This window comes from Limnospira indica PCC 8005, assembly GCF_000973065.1.
Classification (GTDB): Bacteria; Cyanobacteriota; Cyanobacteriia; order Cyanobacteriales; family Microcoleaceae; genus Limnospira; species Limnospira fusiformis.
Map to the genome: position 1 here is coordinate 2,693,031 of NZ_FO818640.1, position 17,412 is coordinate 2,710,442.

At 47.0% G+C, this 17,412-nt stretch carries 15 protein-coding genes and 1 pseudogene; 2 read left to right on the forward strand and 14 right to left on the reverse strand.

What is annotated here, in order from left to right:
• Window positions 1-52 precede the first annotated feature (52 nt).
• The 10 genes from XZ46_RS29290 to XZ46_RS11760 form a co-directional block, all read right to left on the reverse strand.
• Entirely contained in the window at window positions 53-169 is a 117-nt protein-coding gene (locus XZ46_RS29290) for a photosystem II reaction center protein I (RefSeq protein ID WP_006616470.1), read from the reverse strand.
• Window positions 170-207: 38 nt separating this feature from the next.
• Complete coding sequence (locus XZ46_RS37530) at window positions 208-330, reverse strand: hypothetical protein (RefSeq protein WP_257720192.1); 123 nt, start codon at window positions 328-330, stop codon at window positions 208-210.
• 235 nt (window positions 331-565) lie between these two features.
• The gene (locus XZ46_RS34215; protein WP_157883440.1) at window positions 566-1,180 is read right to left on the reverse strand and encodes a hypothetical protein; all 615 of its coding nucleotides are present in this window, start codon (window positions 1,178-1,180) and stop codon (window positions 566-568) included.
• Window positions 1,181-1,456: 276 nt separating this feature from the next.
• The gene (locus XZ46_RS34220) at window positions 1,457-1,927 is read right to left on the reverse strand and encodes a hypothetical protein (protein WP_157883441.1); all 471 of its coding nucleotides are present in this window, start codon (window positions 1,925-1,927) and stop codon (window positions 1,457-1,459) included.
• An 81-nt stretch (window positions 1,928-2,008) separates the two neighbouring features.
• Window positions 2,009-2,356 carry a hypothetical protein gene (locus tag XZ46_RS34225; RefSeq protein WP_157883442.1) on the reverse strand — a complete coding sequence of 116 codons (348 nt, stop codon included), beginning with the start codon at window positions 2,354-2,356 and terminating at the stop codon, window positions 2,009-2,011.
• Window positions 2,357-2,439: 83 nt separating this feature from the next.
• Window positions 2,440-3,129: a hypothetical protein gene (locus XZ46_RS34230; RefSeq protein WP_157883443.1), complete on the reverse strand. Its 690-nt coding sequence runs from the start codon at window positions 3,127-3,129 to the stop codon at window positions 2,440-2,442.
• 170 nt (window positions 3,130-3,299) lie between these two features.
• Window positions 3,300-4,256: an NEL-type E3 ubiquitin ligase domain-containing protein gene (locus tag XZ46_RS34235; protein WP_157883444.1), complete on the reverse strand. Its 957-nt coding sequence runs from the start codon at window positions 4,254-4,256 to the stop codon at window positions 3,300-3,302.
• Between the two features lie 82 nt (window positions 4,257-4,338).
• Window positions 4,339-4,578, reverse strand: coding sequence for a hypothetical protein (locus tag XZ46_RS34240; protein WP_157883445.1), 240 nt, complete (start codon window positions 4,576-4,578; stop codon window positions 4,339-4,341).
• On the reverse strand, window positions 4,575-4,811 hold the full coding sequence (locus tag XZ46_RS34245) for a hypothetical protein (RefSeq protein ID WP_157883446.1): 237 nt from the start codon (window positions 4,809-4,811) through the stop codon (window positions 4,575-4,577). The genes XZ46_RS34240 and XZ46_RS34245 overlap by 4 nt, the downstream gene beginning before the upstream one ends.
• Before the next feature lie 53 nt (window positions 4,812-4,864).
• Window positions 4,865-5,761, reverse strand: a complete 897-nt coding sequence (locus XZ46_RS11760; protein WP_008050668.1) for a hypothetical protein — start codon at window positions 5,759-5,761, stop codon at window positions 4,865-4,867.
• 141 nt (window positions 5,762-5,902) lie between these two features.
• Here XZ46_RS11760 and XZ46_RS38285 point away from each other — a divergent pair.
• Window positions 5,903-9,172, forward strand: a pseudogene (locus XZ46_RS38285) (alpha-mannosidase).
• A gap of 92 nt (window positions 9,173-9,264) precedes the next feature.
• Here XZ46_RS38285 and pgm read toward each other — a convergent pair.
• The 4 genes from pgm to XZ46_RS11785 form a co-directional block, all read right to left on the reverse strand.
• Window positions 9,265-10,920 carry a phosphoglucomutase (alpha-D-glucose-1,6-bisphosphate-dependent) gene (pgm, locus tag XZ46_RS11770; protein ID WP_006669141.1) on the reverse strand — a complete coding sequence of 552 codons (1,656 nt, stop codon included), beginning with the start codon at window positions 10,918-10,920 and terminating at the stop codon, window positions 9,265-9,267.
• 429 nt (window positions 10,921-11,349) lie between these two features.
• The gene (locus XZ46_RS11775) at window positions 11,350-13,551 is read right to left on the reverse strand and encodes an ATP-binding protein (RefSeq protein WP_006625781.1); all 2,202 of its coding nucleotides are present in this window, start codon (window positions 13,549-13,551) and stop codon (window positions 11,350-11,352) included.
• Between the two features lie 119 nt (window positions 13,552-13,670).
• Complete coding sequence (gene purD / locus XZ46_RS11780; RefSeq protein WP_006625780.1) at window positions 13,671-14,948, reverse strand: phosphoribosylamine--glycine ligase; 1,278 nt, start codon at window positions 14,946-14,948, stop codon at window positions 13,671-13,673.
• 86 nt (window positions 14,949-15,034) lie between these two features.
• Window positions 15,035-15,712, reverse strand: a complete 678-nt coding sequence (locus tag XZ46_RS11785) for a peptidoglycan-binding domain-containing protein (RefSeq protein WP_008050676.1) — start codon at window positions 15,710-15,712, stop codon at window positions 15,035-15,037.
• 220 nt (window positions 15,713-15,932) lie between these two features.
• Between XZ46_RS11785 and XZ46_RS11790 the strand changes: the two genes are divergently transcribed.
• Window positions 15,933-17,228, forward strand: a complete 1,296-nt coding sequence (locus XZ46_RS11790) for an FGGY-family carbohydrate kinase (protein WP_006625778.1) — start codon at window positions 15,933-15,935, stop codon at window positions 17,226-17,228.
• The last annotated feature ends 184 nt before the right edge of the window (window positions 17,229-17,412 follow it).

Consider the following 17,412-nt stretch of genomic DNA (forward strand, 5'->3'; position numbering starts at 1 on the left):
ATCACCCCATTTACCCCCCTAGATCAGGTTTTGGCTTGGGAATTCCGCCGGATTACTCTAAGTCCCGACGCTTGGGGTTTCGTGAGGGGTCATTGGATAAGAATCCAAAGATAAATAAGCCTACGAAGAAGAGGACAACGATGTTAACGATGATTTTCAGAGTTACCATTGTTTTATTACTCCCTGGGGAATCTGTTTTTGATTGGGTTATGCAATTTGCACTGTTTTCCCATCATATCTTAATTTGGGCTTTGGTTTAAGGATTTTATGGCTTTCTGGGGCGATCGCTTTCTGAACCAGTGTTGAATAAATAATCAAGCGTACAGCCATGTTTCCCCCACGGTTAAATCATAGCAGATGTGGCGGTGGATGTCAAGGGGATTCGGGGAGAGGTGGCGATCGCTTTCTGAACCGTTGAATAAATAATCAAGCGTATAGCCATGTTTCCCCCACGTTTAAATCATAGCAGATGTGGCGGTGGATGTCATGTCAAGGGGATTCGGGGAGAGGTGGCGATCAGAGTGTTGAATAAATAATCAAGTGTATAGCCATGTTTACCCCATGCTTAAATGATAGCAGATGTGGCGGTGGATGTCAAGGGGAGCTGGGGGAAGTTGGGAAGTTGGAGAGTTGACAGGACAGGTGGGAAGTCCGAGAGTTGGAGAGTTTCAAAGCTGGGAAGTCCGAGAGTTGACAGGTCTTCAAGTTGACGGGTGGGAGTTGGGGGAAGTCCGAGAGTTGACGGGTGGGAGTTGACAGGTCTGAGAGTTGACAGGTCCGAGAGTTGACAGGTGGGAGTTGACAGGTCTGAGGTGGGGTAAGTCCGAGAGTTGACAGGTCCGAGAGTTGACAGGTCTGAGAGTTGGAGAGTTTCAAAGTTGGAAAGCTGGGAAGTTGGGAAGCTGGGAAGTTGGGAAGTTGGGAAGTTGGGAAGTTGGGAAGTTGGGAAGTTGGGAAGTTGGGAAGTCCGAGAGTTGACAGGTCGGAGGTGGGAGTTGAGGGAAGTCCGAGAGTTGGGAAGTTGGGAAGTCCGAGAGTTGACAGGTCCGAGAGTTGACAGGTGGGAAGTCCGAGAGTTGACGAGTGAGAGTTGGGGGGAAGTCCGAGAGTTGGAGAGTTGACAAGTCCGAGGTGGGGGAAATTGGAAAGTCCGACAGTTGGAAAGTTGGGAAGTCCTCAAGTTGACAAGTCTTCAAGTTGACAGGTCGGAGTTGGGGGAAGTCGGAGAGTGGGGAAGTTGACAGGTCCTCAAGTTGGAGAGTTGAGTTGACAGGTCGGAGGTGGGAGTTGGGGGAAAGTCCGACAGTTGGAAAGTTGACAGGTGAGAGGTGGGGTAAGTCCTAGAGTTGACGGGTGGGAGTTGACAGGTCTTCAAGTTGACAGGTCGGAGGTGGGAGTTGAGGGAAGTCCGAGAGTTGGGAAGTTGGGAAGTCCGAGAGTTGACAGGTCCGAGAGTTTACAGGTGGGAAGTCCGAGAGTTGACGAGTGAGAGTTGGGGGAAGTCCGAGAGTTGGAGAGTTGACAAGTCCGAGGTGGGGGAAATTGGAAAGTCCGACAGTTGGAAAGTTGGGAAGTCCTCAAGTTGACAGGTCTTCAAGTTGACAGGTCGGAGTTGGGGGAAGTCGGAGAGTGGGGAAGTTGACAGGTCCTCAAGTTGGAGAGTTGACAGGTCGGAGGTGGGAGTTGGGGGAAAGTCCGAGAGTTGGGAAGTTGGAAAGTTGGGAAGTTGGAAAGTCCGAGAGTTGACAGGTCGGAGGTGGGAGTTGGGGGAAGTCCGAGAGTGGGGAAGTTGACAGGTCCTCAAGTTGGAGAGTTGACAGGTCGGAGGTGGGAGTTGGGGGAAAGTCCGACAGTTGGGAAGTTGACAGGTGAGAGGTGGGGTAAGTCCTAGAGTAGAGTTGACGGGTGGGAGTTGACAGGTCTTCAAGTTGACAGGTCGGAGGTGGGAGTTGAGGGAAGTCCGAGAGTTGGGAAGTTGGGAAGTCCGAGAGTTGACAGGTCCGAGAGTTTACAGGTGGGAAGTCCGAGAGTTGACGAGTGAGAGTTGGGGGAAGTCCGAGAGTTGGAGAGTTGACAAGTCCGAGGTGGGGGAAATTGGAAAGTCCGACAGTTGGAAAGTTGGGAAGTCCTCAAGTTGACAAGTCTTCAAGTTGACAGGTCGGAGTTGGGGGAAGTCGGAGAGTGGGGAAGTTGACAGGTCCTCAAGTTGGAGAGTTGACAGGTCGGAGGTGGGAGTTGGGGGAAAGTCCGAGAGTTGGGAAGTTGGAAAGTTGGGAAGTTGGAAAGTCCGAGAGTTGACAGGTCGGAGGTGGGAGTTGGGGGAAGTCCGAGAGTGGGGAAGTTGACAGGTCCTCAAGTTGGAGAGTTGACAGGTCGGAGGTGGGAGTTGGGGGAAAGTCCGACAGTTGGGAAGTTGACAGGTGAGAGGTGGGGTAAGTCCTAGAGTTGACGGGTGGGAGTTGACAGGTCTTCAAGTTGACAGGTCGGAGGTGGGAGTTGGGGGAAGTCCGAGAGTTGGGAAGTTGGGAAGTCCGAGAGTTGACAGGTCGGAGGTGGGAGTTGGGGGAAGTCCGAGAGTTGGAAAGTTTCCAAGCTGGGAAGTCCGAGAGTTGGAAAGTTGGGAAGTTGGGAAGTTGGGAAGTTGGGAAGTTGGGAAGTTGGAAAGTCCGAGAGTTGACAGGTCGGAGGTGGGAGTTGGGGGAAGTCCGAGAGTGGGGAAGTTGACAGGTCCTCAAGTTGGAGAGTTGACAGGTCGGAGGTCGGAGGTGGGAGTTGGGGGAAGTCCGAGAGTTGGAAAGTTGACAGGTGAGAGGTGGGGTAAGTCCTAGAGTTGACGGGTGGGAGTTGACAGGTCTTCAAGTTGACAGGTCGGAGGTGGGAGTTGAGGGAAGTCCGAGAGTTGGGAAGTTGGGAAGTCCGAGAGTTGACAGGTCCGAGAGTTGACAGGTGGGAAGTCCGAGAGTTGACGAGTGAGGGTTGGGGGAAGTCCTCAAGTTGGAGAGTTGACAAGTCCGAGGTGGGGGAAATTGGAAAGTCCGACAGTTGGAAAGTTGGGAAGTCCTCAAGTTGACAAGTCTTCAAGTTGACAGGTCGGAGTTGGGGGAAGTCGGAGAGTGGGGAAGTTGACAAGTCCTCAAGTTGGAGAGTTGACAGGTCGGAGGTGGGAGTTGGGGGAAAGTCCGACAGTTGGGAAGTTGGAAAGTTGGGAAGTTGGAAAGTCCGAGAGTTGACAGGTCGGAGGTGGGAGTTGGGGGAAGTCCGAGAGTTGGAAAGTTGACAGGTGAGAGGTGGGGTAAGTCCTAGAGTTGACGGGTGGGAGTTGACAGGTCTTCAAGTTGACAGGTCGGAGGTGGGAGTTGGGGGAAGTCCGAGAGTTGGAAAGTTTCCAAGCTGGGAAGTCCGAGAGTTGGAAAGTTGGGAAGTTGGAAAGTTGGGAAGTTGGGAAGTTGGGAAGTTGGGAAGTCCGAGAGTTGACAGGTCCGAGGTGGGAGGTGGGGTAAGTCCGAGAGTTGACAGGTCCGAGAGTTGACGGGTGAGAGTTGGGGGAAGTCCGAGAGTTGACGGGTGAGAGTTGGGGGAAGTCCGAGAGTTGACGGGTGAGAGTTGGGGGAAGTCCGAGAGGAGAGTTGACAGGTCCGAGGTGGGAGTTGGGGGAAGTCCGAGAGTTGGAGAGTTTCCAAGCTGGGAAGTTGGAAAGTTGGGAAGTTGGGAAGTTGGAAAGTTGGAAAGTTGGGAAGTTGGGAAGTTGGGAAGTTGGGAAGTCCGAGAGTTGACGAGTCCGAGGTGGGAGTTGGGGGAAGTCCGAGAGTTGGGAAGTTGGGAAGTCCGAGAGTTGACGGGTGGGAGTTGGGGGAAGTCCGAGAGTTGGAGAGTTGACAGGTCCGAGGTGGGGTAAGTCCGAGAGTTGACAAGTCCTCAAGTTGACAAGTCTTCAAGTTGACAGGTCGGAGGTGGGAGTTGAGGGAAGTCCGAGAGTTGGGAAGTTGGGAAGTCCGAGAGTTGACAGGTCCGAGAGTTGACAGGTGGGAAGTCCGAGAGTTGACGAGTGAGAGTTGGGGGAAGTCCGAGAGTTGACAGGTCCGAGGTGAGAGGTGGGGTAAGTCCGAGAGTTGACAGGTCGGAGGTCGGAGTTGGGGGAAAGTCCGACAGTTGGGAAGTTGGAAAGTTGGGAAGTTGGAAAGTCCGAGAGTTGACAGGTCGGAGGTGGGAGTTGGGGGAAGTCCGAGAGTGGGGAAGTTGACAGGACAGGTCCTCAAGTTGGAGAGTTGACAGGTCGGAGGTGGGAGTTGGGGGAAGTCCGAGAGTTGGAAAGTTGACAGGTGAGAGGTGGGGTAAGTCCTAGAGTTGACGGGTGGGAGTTGACAGGTCTGAGAGTTGACAGGTCGGAGGTGGGAGTTGAGGGAAGTCCGAGAGTTGGGAAGTTGGGAAGTCCGAGAGTTGACAGGTCCGAGAGTTGACAGGTGGGAAGTCCGAGAGTTGACGAGTGAGAGTTGGGGGAAGTCCGAGAGTTGACGGGTGAGAGTTGGGGGAAGTCCGAGAGTTGACAGGTCCGAGGTGGGAGTTGGGGGAAGTCCTCAAGTTGGAGAGTTGGAAAGCTGGGAAGTCCGAGAGTTGGAAAGTTGGAAAGTTGGGAAGTTGGGAAGTCCGAGAGTTGACAGGTCGGAGGTGGGAGTTGGGGGAAAGTCCGAGAGTTGGGAAGTTGGGAAGTCCGAGAGTTGACGGGTGAGAGTTGGGGGAAGTCCGAGAGTTGACAGGTCGAAGGTGGGAGTTGGGAGGTAATGTGTTGAATAAAGAATCAAGCGTATAGCCATGTCTGAACTATCGTTAATATAATAGCAGATGTGGAGGCAGGTGTCAAGGGTGATTAGGAGCGAGGTGGGGCTAATTTTTGGAGAATTGAAAGGTGTGGGGATGATTTTAACCAGTTAACTATTTTGATGATAATTTGTTCAGCGATCGCTATCACCCTATCCAACCATTCAATTAAAGATTGTAGGGGATGTTTAACATATCCGATCGCTTCTGCTGGTGTTTCTAACCATAATGGTTTATCTTCTACCTCTCGTTTTTGAGAATAGGCTATGCTACCGCCTTCTGTGAGGGGGGTGTTAGGGGAAGTCGCTAGTTGTAGTTGTGATCCTTGATGGTGGTTTAATTGTTCCAGTATTTGTGATTCTAACTTGGGAAAATTAGGGAGAGTTTGACTGGGGGGAAGTTGAGGAGTCCGAGTCTTGGGGGAAGTCGAGTTTAATCTAAATTGAGGTTGAGAATTGGTTAAAGGTAAAGGTGGCTTTGAGGTTTTCCAAGGATCTGGAAGTGGTACCGATACCCTTAGAGAGGGGTTGAGATTATCGGTGGGTTCTTTGAGTAAATAATTGAGGGTCGAAAATATCCATAGGTGGAAGTTATGGAAAAGCGTCGTGGCGACCGGTTTGATTTGAGGTTCAATTTCTGCGATCGTGTTGTCGATCGCTAAAAGTAGAGTAGGGTGAGATGATGGTTGTGGTTGGGGGTTCTCCTTCGCCGTGGTTTCTGCGGAGGATAATGATGGTGAGACTTTGGGGGTGGGAAGTGTAAAGTTGCTCAGAGGAGTATTTTGGAGAATTAGATAAATCGGATAAAGTAAAATTTGGGTGGTGGCGCTGGTCGCGTAGCGAATATTCCGCCAAGTGCGATCGCAAGCATCACTAAATTGCTGATAGTTGCTCAGGAGGAAGTTAAACAGGCGGCTTTTATAGGGACCGGAGTGGGCTGAGGACATATAGGCTCAAGTTATGCTAAGAGATGGTTTTGGTGGTTATTAATAGCTCGTGCCTCCCATTGTACAGCAACTTACAGGGAATAGGCAAGAGCCAATAGGATAAGTCATGATGTTTGTTAGTTGAGTGGTTGATGGCTGAACATGAGTTTATCTAGTTCTGATGATAGTCGTGTTGTGATTAATCAGGCGATCGCCAGATTGCGGGAGATGACCAGATCCGATCTTCAGAGACGGTGGCGGTTTCATGAGGGAGATATTTCCCCACAAATGAACCAGGGGTGGCGTGATTGGTCCTTCGTGGATTTGAATGATCGGGGTCATGTAGCTTGGTCTGAGGGGGGGAAAGTTTTGTGGTTAGCCCAGGAGGTTAATATTCCCGCTAATTTAGGGGGGTATAGGTTGGAGGGTTTATGCTTGAAATTGAGTTTGGTTTGGTGGGCACAGTTGGCTGAAGTTTATGTTAATGGTAGTTTGGTACAGTCGGGAGATTTATTTGATTGTAGGACAGCGATCGTTTTGTCCGAGTCCGTCTTACCTTCCACCAAGTTTAGGATCTTTTTAAGGTTGGTAAGTCCCCCTCATGATCGAGGTGCTTTGGTAGCCTCTACTCTAGTTGTGTCTACCAAGCCGGAAAAGTTGGAGATATTGATCCGGGTTTTATTGGCGACGAGTTGGCGGTTTACTCTAGTTATCTGCTGAAGGGAAATATTGATGAGTTGGAGTTGACAAGTCGCGCACAAGTTTTCCCCCTCCTCTCTCCCCAAAGGTGGCAGGAGTTAGGGGAAGCCGTTAGTAGGATAAATTGGGATATTGTAGGCGATCGCCATTTATTTATGTCCGAGTTATTCCGTCTGCGAGAGTGTTGGGATACCTGTGCGGATTTAAAGTTAGTTAAGTTTAGGTTTTTAGGTCATGCTCATTTAGACTTGGCTTGGCTATGGTCAGTCGCCGAAACTTGGTCGGTCGCCATTAAAACCTTTGAGTCCGTCCTCGCTTTACAGGATGATTTTCCTGAGTTGATTTTTACTCATTCTACCCCCGCGCTATATGCTTGGCTTGAGGAAAATAGACCCGATTTGTTTAAGTTAATCCAAAATCGGATTTCCCAGAAGCGTTGGGAGGTCGCCGCTGGTTTATGGGTTGAACCCGAATTAAATACCGTTTCTGGGGAGTCAATTGTTCGCCAAATTCTCTATGGTCAATATTATGTCGCTGATCAGTTTGGGGAAGTCTCCCGTATAGCTTGGCTACCCGATAGTTTTGGTTTTTCTTGGCAACTTCCCCAGTTGCTGACTCTGGGAAGGATTGATTTTTTTGCGACTCAAAAGTTGCGGTGGAATGATACAACAGTCTTTCCCTATGGTTGTTTTCGTTGGCGAGGTTTGAACGGTACCGAAATTGTCAGTTTGATGTCTGCACCAATTGGGGAAAATGTCGAACCCCTCAAGTTAGTAAACTATGGCATTGAGTGGGAGTCTCAAACTGGCTTAAATGAGTGTTTATGGTTGCCAGGAGTTGGCGATCATGGCGGCGGTCCGACGCGGGAAATGCTGGAGGTCATCCGTCGTTGGCGATCGTCTCCTCTGTTTCCTGATTTGCGTTTTATGTCCGCCGTCGATTATTTGGATGGGCTGGGTGATTTACCCAATCTTCCAGTGTGGAATGATGAGTTATATCTCGAGTTTCATCGAGGTTGCTATACTATACTACCCACGCTGACCAAAAGCGTTGGAATCGTTTGTGCGAAGGGTTGCTCTATCGGGCTGAGTTGTGGTCCGCTGTCGCTTCTATCGTGACCGGGTTTGAAGTTCCCCAGGCGACCTTAGAAGAGAAGAGGCATGGAAGGGGGTTTTGTTTAATCAGTTTCATGATATCCTCCCAGGGTCCGCTATTGCTGAGGTCTATGAGGATGCTAACCGGGGTTGGCAGGCAGCCGCGACAACCGCTGGAGATGCTGAAAATAGAGCATTAGATGCGATCGCTTCTTCCATTTCTCTCCCTTACCCCCCACAACCTCAAGCTATACCCATTGTCGTCTTTAACCCCCTCAATTGGACTCGTTCCGAAATTGTCCAAGTCCCATTACCCCCCCAGGGAAGTTGGGATGTTTGCGAAAGCACTGGAAATGCCTTAAATTCCCAACTGGTGCGGGTTTCAGGTCGGTCTGAATTGCTGTTTTTTGCAACTGATGTGCCGTCAGTCGGTTATCGCTGTTTCTGGTTAGTGCCTAAATCCCCTGAAACACCCATGAATCAAGGGTTTGAGCCGAAAAATGACCTTATATGCGCGCACCTTTTCCGACTTTACTACACTATATCAGGTTCCCGTTTAGATGTCAATACTAATCGTAAAAATTCCGAAAATTGGGAATTTGAGAATCAGTATTTACGGGTAAAAGTGTCGGGAGAAACAGGAGACTTAATCGAGATTTTTGATAAAGTCAATAGTCGGGAAGTCTTGACATATCCCGGACATCAATGGCGACTGTTTCGAGACCAGGGACAATATTGGGATGCTTGGAATATTGACCCCAATTATCATAAGTATCCCTTAGATAGTCCGCAACTAGAGTCAATTGAGTTTGTCGAAAAAGGTTATCTACGCGGGAGGTTGCGAGTTTTCAAGAGATTTAATAACTCTCGGTTTTGTCAAGATTATGTTTTATCGATAGGGTCGCCAATTTTACGGGTTGAGTGTCGAGTAGAGTGGCGAGAGAATCATGTGTTAATGAAGGGTTATTTTCCATTGTCTATAAATGCAGATTTACTGAGTTATGAAATCCCTTGTGGTGTAATGGAGAGAAAGACCGAACCCCAGACAAATTTTGACAAATCCAAATGGGAAGTTCCTGCTTTAAATTGGGGGAGTCTGAGTGATGGTAATTATGGTGTATCATTGCTAAATGATTGTAAGTATGGATATGATTTTAAGCCAGATGAAATTGGTTTAAGTTTGCTACGGGGTTCTTTATGGCCCGACCCGAAAGCTGATGTAGGTGTTCATGAGTTTAGTTATGGTATTTACCCCCATTTAGGTGATTGGCGACAGGGGGAAACTGTGCGACGAGGTTATGAGTTTAATCAGCCGCTACAGGTGAGGGTTTTAGAGTTATCTAATGTGGGGATAACTGGTGGTGAGTCCTGTCGGAGTTTTTTAGGTTTTAGTGCTAGTAATTTTGTGTTAATGGCTGTGAAGCGATCGCACTTAGACCACCAGACTTGGATTATACGAGGTTATGAGTGTCAAGGAAGTGGGGGAGTATTGGAATTCGAGAATAGTTTAGGAGTCCAGGTCAACTATGCCGTCAACTTATTGGAGGAAAGGGTTGGGGTTTTTGACCGAAAGATGCAACCTTGGCAGGTGTTAGGGTTAGCCATTTCTGGGAAGACTGGGAGTGACGAAGTAACTTGAGATAATCATCAGACTACCAGGACTTGAGAAGCCGGGTAGAATTGGGAAAAAAGTTTTTAAAAACCCAGCTTCTCAGGAAAATTGATTAATTATTAAAAGGTGTCACTCACAATTTTTTGTGCTTCCGAAATAATCTGATTCAAATGTTCTTCCCCCTTAAAACTTTCCGCATAGATTTTATAGACATCTTCTGTACCCGATGGACGTGCAGCAAACCAACCTTGTTCCGTCGTAACTTTTAAACCACCTATAGCCGCATTATTTCCCGGTGCATTAGTCATTTTAGCCACGATTGGATCACCCGCCAAAGTTGATACTTTCACATCTTCTGGAGATAACTTACTGAGGCGTGCTTTTTGTTCAGAATTAGCAGCAGAATCAATACGGGAATAGTAGGCGCGACCCAAACGTTCAGTCATGTCTTTATAGTGCATACCAGGGTCTTTACCAGTTTTAGCCGTAATTTCCGCCGCCAGTAAATCCATAATAATCCCATCTTTATCAGTAGTCCAAACTGTGCCATCCATTCGCAGGAAAGATGCGCCAGCGCTTTCTTCACCGCCAAAACCCAAAGAACCGTCTAGCAAGCCATCTACAAACCATTTAAAGCCTACAGGAACCTCACAAAGTTGGCGATTAATATCCTTAGCTACCCGGTCAATCAAACTACTGCTAACTAAAGTTTTCCCGATCGCACTTTCAGGACTCCAGCCTTGTCGATTAGTGAATAAATACCAAATAGCCACAGACAGGAAATGATTAGGGTTCATTAATCCCATGCTAGGGGTAACAATACCATGTCGGTCTGAGTCCGTATCATTCCCAAAAGCGATATCATAATCATCTTTGAGTTTAACCAAATTCGCCATAGCATAAGGAGAGGAACAGTCCATGCGAATTTTCCCATCCCAGTCTACAGTCATAAACCCAAAAGTCGGGTCAACTGTAGGATTGACTATAGTCAAATTTAACCCATAACGTTCTGCAATAGGTTCCCAATAACCAATATTAGAACCCCCCAATGGGTCAACACCTATTTTAATTCCTGATTCCCGAATTGCTGCCATATCAATAATATTTTCCAGGTCAGCAATATATGGGGTAATGAAGTCAAAACTGTGAGTAGTGCTGGCGTATAATGCCTGATTGTAAGGGCTGCGACTTACCGCGCGATTACCATCAGCCAGGATTTGATTAGCCCGTTGTTGAATCCATTTGGTGATTTCCGGACCTGCCGGACCGCCAGAGGGGGGATTGTATTTAAAGCCACCGTCCGAGGGGGGATTATGGGAGGGGGTGACGATAATACCGTCCGCTAAACCTTCTGTACGTTGGCGGTTGTAGGTGAGAATGGCATGGGAAACCGCCGGGGTGGGGGTAAATTTGCCATTTCCTTCCTCTGTGGCTATGTAGGTTTCTACTTGGTTGGCTGCTAAAACTTCTAGGGCGGTTTTTTGCGCCGGTTCAGATAAAGCGTGGGAGTCGTGACCCATATACAGGGGACCCGTAATGCCTTGGTGGCGGCGATATTCTACCGTCGCTTGAGTAACCGCTAGGATATGGTCTTCGTTAAAAGTGCCGTTAGCCGAACATCCCCGGTGTCCAGATGTACCGAAACTTACTTGCTGTTGAGGATTGTTGGGATCTGGACGCACTGAATAATATTGCTCAATAAGGCGATCGATATTTTCCAAGATATCACCTGGGGCGATTTTTCCGGCCAAGGGGCTAATGTTTTTGGCTACCATTATTATCTTGATGATTCTATACTCTGGGTAATGGTTGAGATTATACCAGTCAGTGTCCTGTGTATTTATCGTCGCAATTTGGGCTAATTTAAGTTAAGTTTTACTAATGTGTCGCTGCCAATAGTTTTAATTTTACCAAGTTTGTTAAGAATTAATACATTTTTATTGATAATTTATCTCAAAATATTGACGAGATTATAGGGGTTATGGTAGGCTAGAGTAAATCGCACCCAAGGTTTTGCTGTGTCTATTTGTAAAAATAGGGGCTATAACCCCTATTCTATCGCCCAAATAATTATTCTCTGAGCAATTTTAAAAAATCCCGATGCACCAATTTTAGGCTACGGAGAGGAAGCCCAAAATCGACATCTTGACAAAATCGACATTTTGTGCATATTGGATGATTGCGTAGACAGGGGGGATAATAGTTCATGATAGGAACTCCATAGCTGGTGCGACCACATCAGGAATCAAATTTTGTTGGTCTTCCTGGTAGACAGCCAAATCAAACCAGAAGGTAGTTCCCACTCCCAACTCACTAACCAAATGTACCTGAGAATTGTGCTTTTCAATAATATTCCTAACAATAGATAAACCCAAGCCCGTCCCTTCCAAGGTATGCACTCGATTTTCGACTCTAAAGAATCGAGTAAAAACAGCTTCTTGGTCTTCCGAAGCAATACCGCTTCCGGTATCAGAAACCTCGATGCGTACCACTCTCTGATATAGTTGTGAATTGTGGGAAATATGCCTATCTAAAGGTCGAGGTGGTGGTGGAGACATAATCCAACCTCCCCGTTCAATTTCGGCTGCTTCTCGACTCTCAGCCAGGGAGATATGATGGCTATCATCTAATAAATAGGCACGAATTATTACTCTTCCGCCAGCTTCGGTAAATTTGAGGGAATTTCCGACCAAGTTAGTGAGGACTTGTAACAACAAATCAAAGTGACCTCTAACGGCTGGTAGTAATGGTTCTACCTCTTTACTCAATTCAATTCCCTTATCTCGCGCATTGAGTTGATAAGTCCGTAGGGTTTGTTCAATAGGATGAGCAATATCAACAGGTTCCAGGTGATAAATACGACAGGACTCAAGGCGAGATAAATCTAAAACGTCATTAACTAGACGGGTAAGGCGGTCAGTTTCATGGTTAGCGGTTTCTAAAAATTCTCGACGTTCTTCTTCGCTTAAATCATCGCCATAGTCGTGGAGAGTTTCGATAAAGGATTTAATGTTAAATAAAGGTGTTCTCAACTCATGGGAAACGTTACTGATAAACTGGCTTTTAGCGTCATTTAGTTCGACTTCTCGGGTGATATCCTGAATAGTCATAGCAATGCCTTTTAAACTTTCCCGATAGTTTTCCTGATTTTTGACGGTGGCATCTTGATTGTAGAATGTACATTCATTAGCTTGGGGTCTTTGGGGGGAGGTGCAACTATTATCGTGGTCATAGATACAACTAGCGCAGAGGGGTTCTACACCGGGGGATTTATGTAGTAAAACTGTGGTGAGAAGAATGCGGAGAGTGCGATTATTTGGTTCAGTGAGAGAACAGCGAAATTCTCCTCCTTCTAGGTTTCCAGAGGCAATTTTTTGTAATGGTTGAGATAGTTCTTGTAATACTGGTGCGGGAAGATAGGTTAAAACGTTTTCAGAAATGACGCTTTGACGTTCCCACCCAAAGAGGCGACGCGCGGTCGGGTTGACGAGAATTAGATTAAGTTCAGCATCTATTAAAACTGCACCATCTGCAATAGTTGAAACCAGAGTTTCTAGCTTGGCTTTTTCGGCGGTCAACTCTTCGATATTTTGTTCGTCGTAGCTTTCCAGGCGTTCTGCCATTTCATTAAAACTCAATATGAGTTCTCCCAATTCACCGCCAAAGGGTAAATCAATGCGTTGTCTAAAGTTACCAGCAGCTATATTTTTGACTCCCATTAGTAGTTCTTTAATCGGCTGAGTAATGGTTAGGGCATTAAAAACCGCCCCTAAAATTACCATAACCCAGATAGAGACGAAAACTGCTAAGGTAACGTCACGAGTTAAGTTAGAGGAGACGACAACGGTGGGATTAGGATTAATACCGATCGCCAAAATTCCCAGATATTTGTCATCGTGCATTAGGGGAACAAATACATCTGTTATTTGACCCCCAGGGGTAAGATGCTGGCGCACCATAGGTAAAGCGGAATAATCCCTCGCTTCGACACTGGCGAGAAAATTTTCCGGCAGTTGCATCCGTCGTCGCAGGGTGAGGGAGTTCTGGACTGCGGAATCAGAAAAGGGGAGACCGAGGAAAATCTCGCCGTCGGGGTCAGCATAGAGCATATATCGCACACTAGAGGTGCTGGTGTAGAACTGACGGGAGAAACGGGCTACCTCTTCCCGATTATTTTCAGCAATCATGGGGGCGACATTAGCGGCTAAAAGTAAGCCCAAATCTCGACCATAGCGGGTATCATTAAGACGAGCGTCTTGCTGAATGGTATTAACGGCCCAAAAGGTTAAACCGCTCATCAATAGGGACACCACCAGGGTAGCTCCCGCCATGAGTCGGGTTTGTAGGGTAAACTCAGACCACCAATTTCTGAGAATTTCTGGAAGTTTGGTGAGAATTGCCAGCATCTTGTACGGTTCTGGGTTGGGGAACTGCTTATCAGTATCTAGCGTAGACGATCGCCAGATTCTCTACCACAGTTTAGCAAAAATTGGAGTTAAGTTTTGTTAAGGCTGTACATAATTGATTAATTTTGGCTTTGTCGGAGTCTAAAACCAATATCTCGGCGACAGTACATTCCGTCAAAGTTAATGCAGTCCACAGCCTGATAAGCATTGGTGATAGCAGTTTCTACAGTGTCACCGATAGCGGTTACACCCAAAACTCTGCCCCCGTCGGTGATTATTTGTCCATCGACCAGGCGAGTTCCGGCATGAAATACTTTAGCACCCAAGGCTGATGCTGCGTCAATACCAGTAATCAGCTTACCTTTTGGATAAGTTCCCGGATAACCACAGGAAGCCAAAACCACACATAGGGAAACTCCGGGTTTCCAACGAATAGGGGGAAGTTCTGCCAGACGGCGATCGCAACAAGCTGTTAAAATCTGGTCTAGGGGAGTATCTAACATGAGGAGTACAGCCTGAGTTTCCGGGTCTCCAAATCTACAGTTAAACTCCAGAACCATTAAATCACCGTCAGGGGTAATCATCAATCCCGCATAGATAATACCACAATAATCAATTCCCCGGTTTTGAAGTTCCTGTAAAGTAGGTTCAAGAACCTCCCGTTGTATTTTCACCATTAACGTATCAGAGACCAGGGGGGTAGGCGCATAAGCACCCATACCGCCAGTATTAGGTCCCGTGTCACCTTCTCCAATAGGTTTATGATCTTGAGCCGGAATTAGGGGGCGAATAGTTTTACCATCAGTAATAGCTAAAACCGAGACCTCTTGACCCTGTAGAAACTCCTCGATCACAATTTGGCAATTATCTTGACCAAATTCTCCCTGAGAAATGGAGGTAATAGCCGAATCAGCCATTTCCAGGCTAGTAGCAACAATAACCCCTTTTCCCGCCGCGAGTCCATCAGCTTTAATAACAATGGGAACTTGAGTAATATAGTCTTTAGCAGCTTGGGGGTCAGTAAATACAGCCCCCGTGGCGGTAGGGACTCCTGCTGCTAACATCAAATCTTTAGCCCAGGACTTACTCGCTTCTAATTTTGCGCCTTCACGTCCGGGTCCAAATACTTTAACATGATTTTTAGTAAGTTCATCTGCAATACCCAAAGCCAGGGGCACTTCTGGACCGACGACCACCAAATCAATAGCTTCATCTTTAGCCAAAGCAACAATAGCCGGGATATCCTCAACCGGGATATTTCGATTTTGACATTTGGTTAGGGTAGCAGTCCCGCCATTTCCGGGAGTACAGATAACCTGTTGGACTGTTTCTGACTGAGTGAGTGTCCAAGCTAAGGCGTGTTCTCTACCACCGTTTCCAACAACTAATATTTTCACAAGAACCTCGCACCTTCAACAAATAAAACCTACACCAAAACGATGTAGGCTTGTCGATAATAATTAAACCAAATTTTGAGGAAATCCTAAATTCCCAAAGCCGCCAAGGTAGCCGGACCCGCCACACCATCAACTCTCAAGCCGTAGTCACGCTGGAAGGCTTTAACTGCTTTGGTGGTAATTGGACCAAAATATCCGGTGGCGCGCGCGTGGAAATAACCGTAGTAAGCTAGTTTATGTTGCAAGTTAGTAACTCGGGAACAACTGTCACCGTGGGACAGGGATTTATGGTAGCCACGACCACGACGGGGGCGGTGACTGGCTGCATGATAGCCATAATGGCGTTTGGGAGGAGATTTAACATAGCAGGAGGTGTAGCAATGGAGTCCCAAAGCGGAAGCTGTGGCGGGACCAACAATGCCATCTGCTACCAACCCATAGTCACGCTGAAAGGCTTTAACGGAGTGCTTGGTAATTGAACCAAAATAGCCGGTAGACCGCGCGCGGAAGTAGCCATGATTAGCTAAGGCGTTCTGCAATTGTACCACATGGTTGCCAGAGGAACCATAGTAGATGGAGGCTTGGGCGGCGCTGGTGGAACCCAAAATTGACAAACCAATGGCTGCACCGATAATTGGCATTAAGCAGGTAGTAGAAACTTTACTCCAGTTAACACCCCGAAACAGAATCAAGTTGTCGCTGAGGTTGAACTGCTGGGGAGACTCATAGCTAGAGACTAGATGATTGTAGGCAATTGTATCCATTTCATCTCCTAATTCAGTATTTGAAAAAAAAGTTGACCAATGGTTGATCTAATTCGAGATGCTACCACGGGTTATTAATTTATAGCTGTTTGACCCGCAAAAGTCTAGGGTTAACTATGAAAATCAAGATTTTTTTGCAAAACTTAATATAATTGTGAAGACACAAATATATAATTGTACCACTTTGCGAGTTGCTTATTGTTAATCACTGACATTTATTATGAATCTATTTTTAGGTATAGATTTTGGTACTTCTGGGGCTCGTTCAGTAGTGATTGATACCCTGGGAGGGGTTCATGCAGAGGGGGTTTGTACCTGGAAGGAATCATTGGTGACTATGGAATCACCGAAACTCTGGAAAAATGGGTTATTTGAGTTACTCAATCAAATTCCTAAAGATTTATGTTCTCAGATTAGATCGATCGCCATTAATGGTACTTCTGCTACAGTGTTATTATGTGATGAGATGGGGAATCCGGTCACCGCACCGCTCGCTTATAATCACAGTTGTGATCAGGCTATTGTGGAGAGACTAAAAGCGATCGCACCCCCAGACAATCCGGTTTTGAGTAGTACCTCTAGCTTGGTCAAACTACTCTGGTGGCAAGAAAATCTTACCCCGCCGCCACCCGGAAAGTTATATTTTTTGCATCAAGCAGACTGGCTAGGATTTTTATTACATGATAAGTTGGGTATTAGTGACCATCATAATAGTCTCAAACTCGGCTATGATGTGGTGAATCTTTGCTATCAGTCGTGGTTGTTAGAGGCTATTAAATGGGGGGGTAAATTTACGCCGATTTTGCCAAAAGTCCTGACCCCAGGAACCTGTATTAGCCCTATTAATCGACAATTAAGCGATCGCTTTCGATTGCGCCCAGATTGTATAATTAGAGCCGGAACTACAGATAGCATCGCCGCTTTCATAGCCTCCGGTGCTAGTTCCCCTGGGGAGGCTGTCACTTCCCTAGGTTCAACCCTGGTGTTAAAGCTGTTAAGTCCTACCGCTATCAATGTTGCTAAATATGGCATTTACAGCCACAGGTTTGGTGATTTGTGGCTGACTGGCGGCGCTTCTAATACGGGGGGTGCCATATTGCGACACTTTTTTAGCGATCGCCAATTGGAAAGCCTCAGCCGCCAGATTAATCCTAACACTCCCACTCTCCTAGATTATTATCCCCTATTGCAACCGGGCGATCGCTTTCCTATCAATGACCCCAATTTGTTACCCCGTCTTGAACCTCGCCCCAGTAATGATGTAGAATTTCTCCATGGCTTACTAAATGCGATCGCCCGTATTGAGTCTCAAGGTTATCAACTTTTACAAAACCTAGGCGCAAGTCCTCTCCAGCGCGTCTATACTGCTGGCGGTGGGGCCAAAAATTCCACCTGGACTACTATTCGCCACCATCATCTCCGAGTCCCTGTACTCCCTTCTCCACACACCCAAGCCGCCTACGGAACAGCCTGTTTAGCTATGCGGGGGGAGTTGATTAAAAAATCAAGTTGTTAAGAAATGTTAAAAAAATCGACCTTTTTTTGGGGGTGGGTTGACTTTCGGGGAGGTTGACGCTATACTTTTAGATAATGGAGATAGTGACATTTTTCGGTTAAAAGGTAATATTTCCATTATCTAGCATTACTATAGTAATTATAAACAATTTCCGCAGCCCTGTCAACCCCTGAGCCGGGGGCGA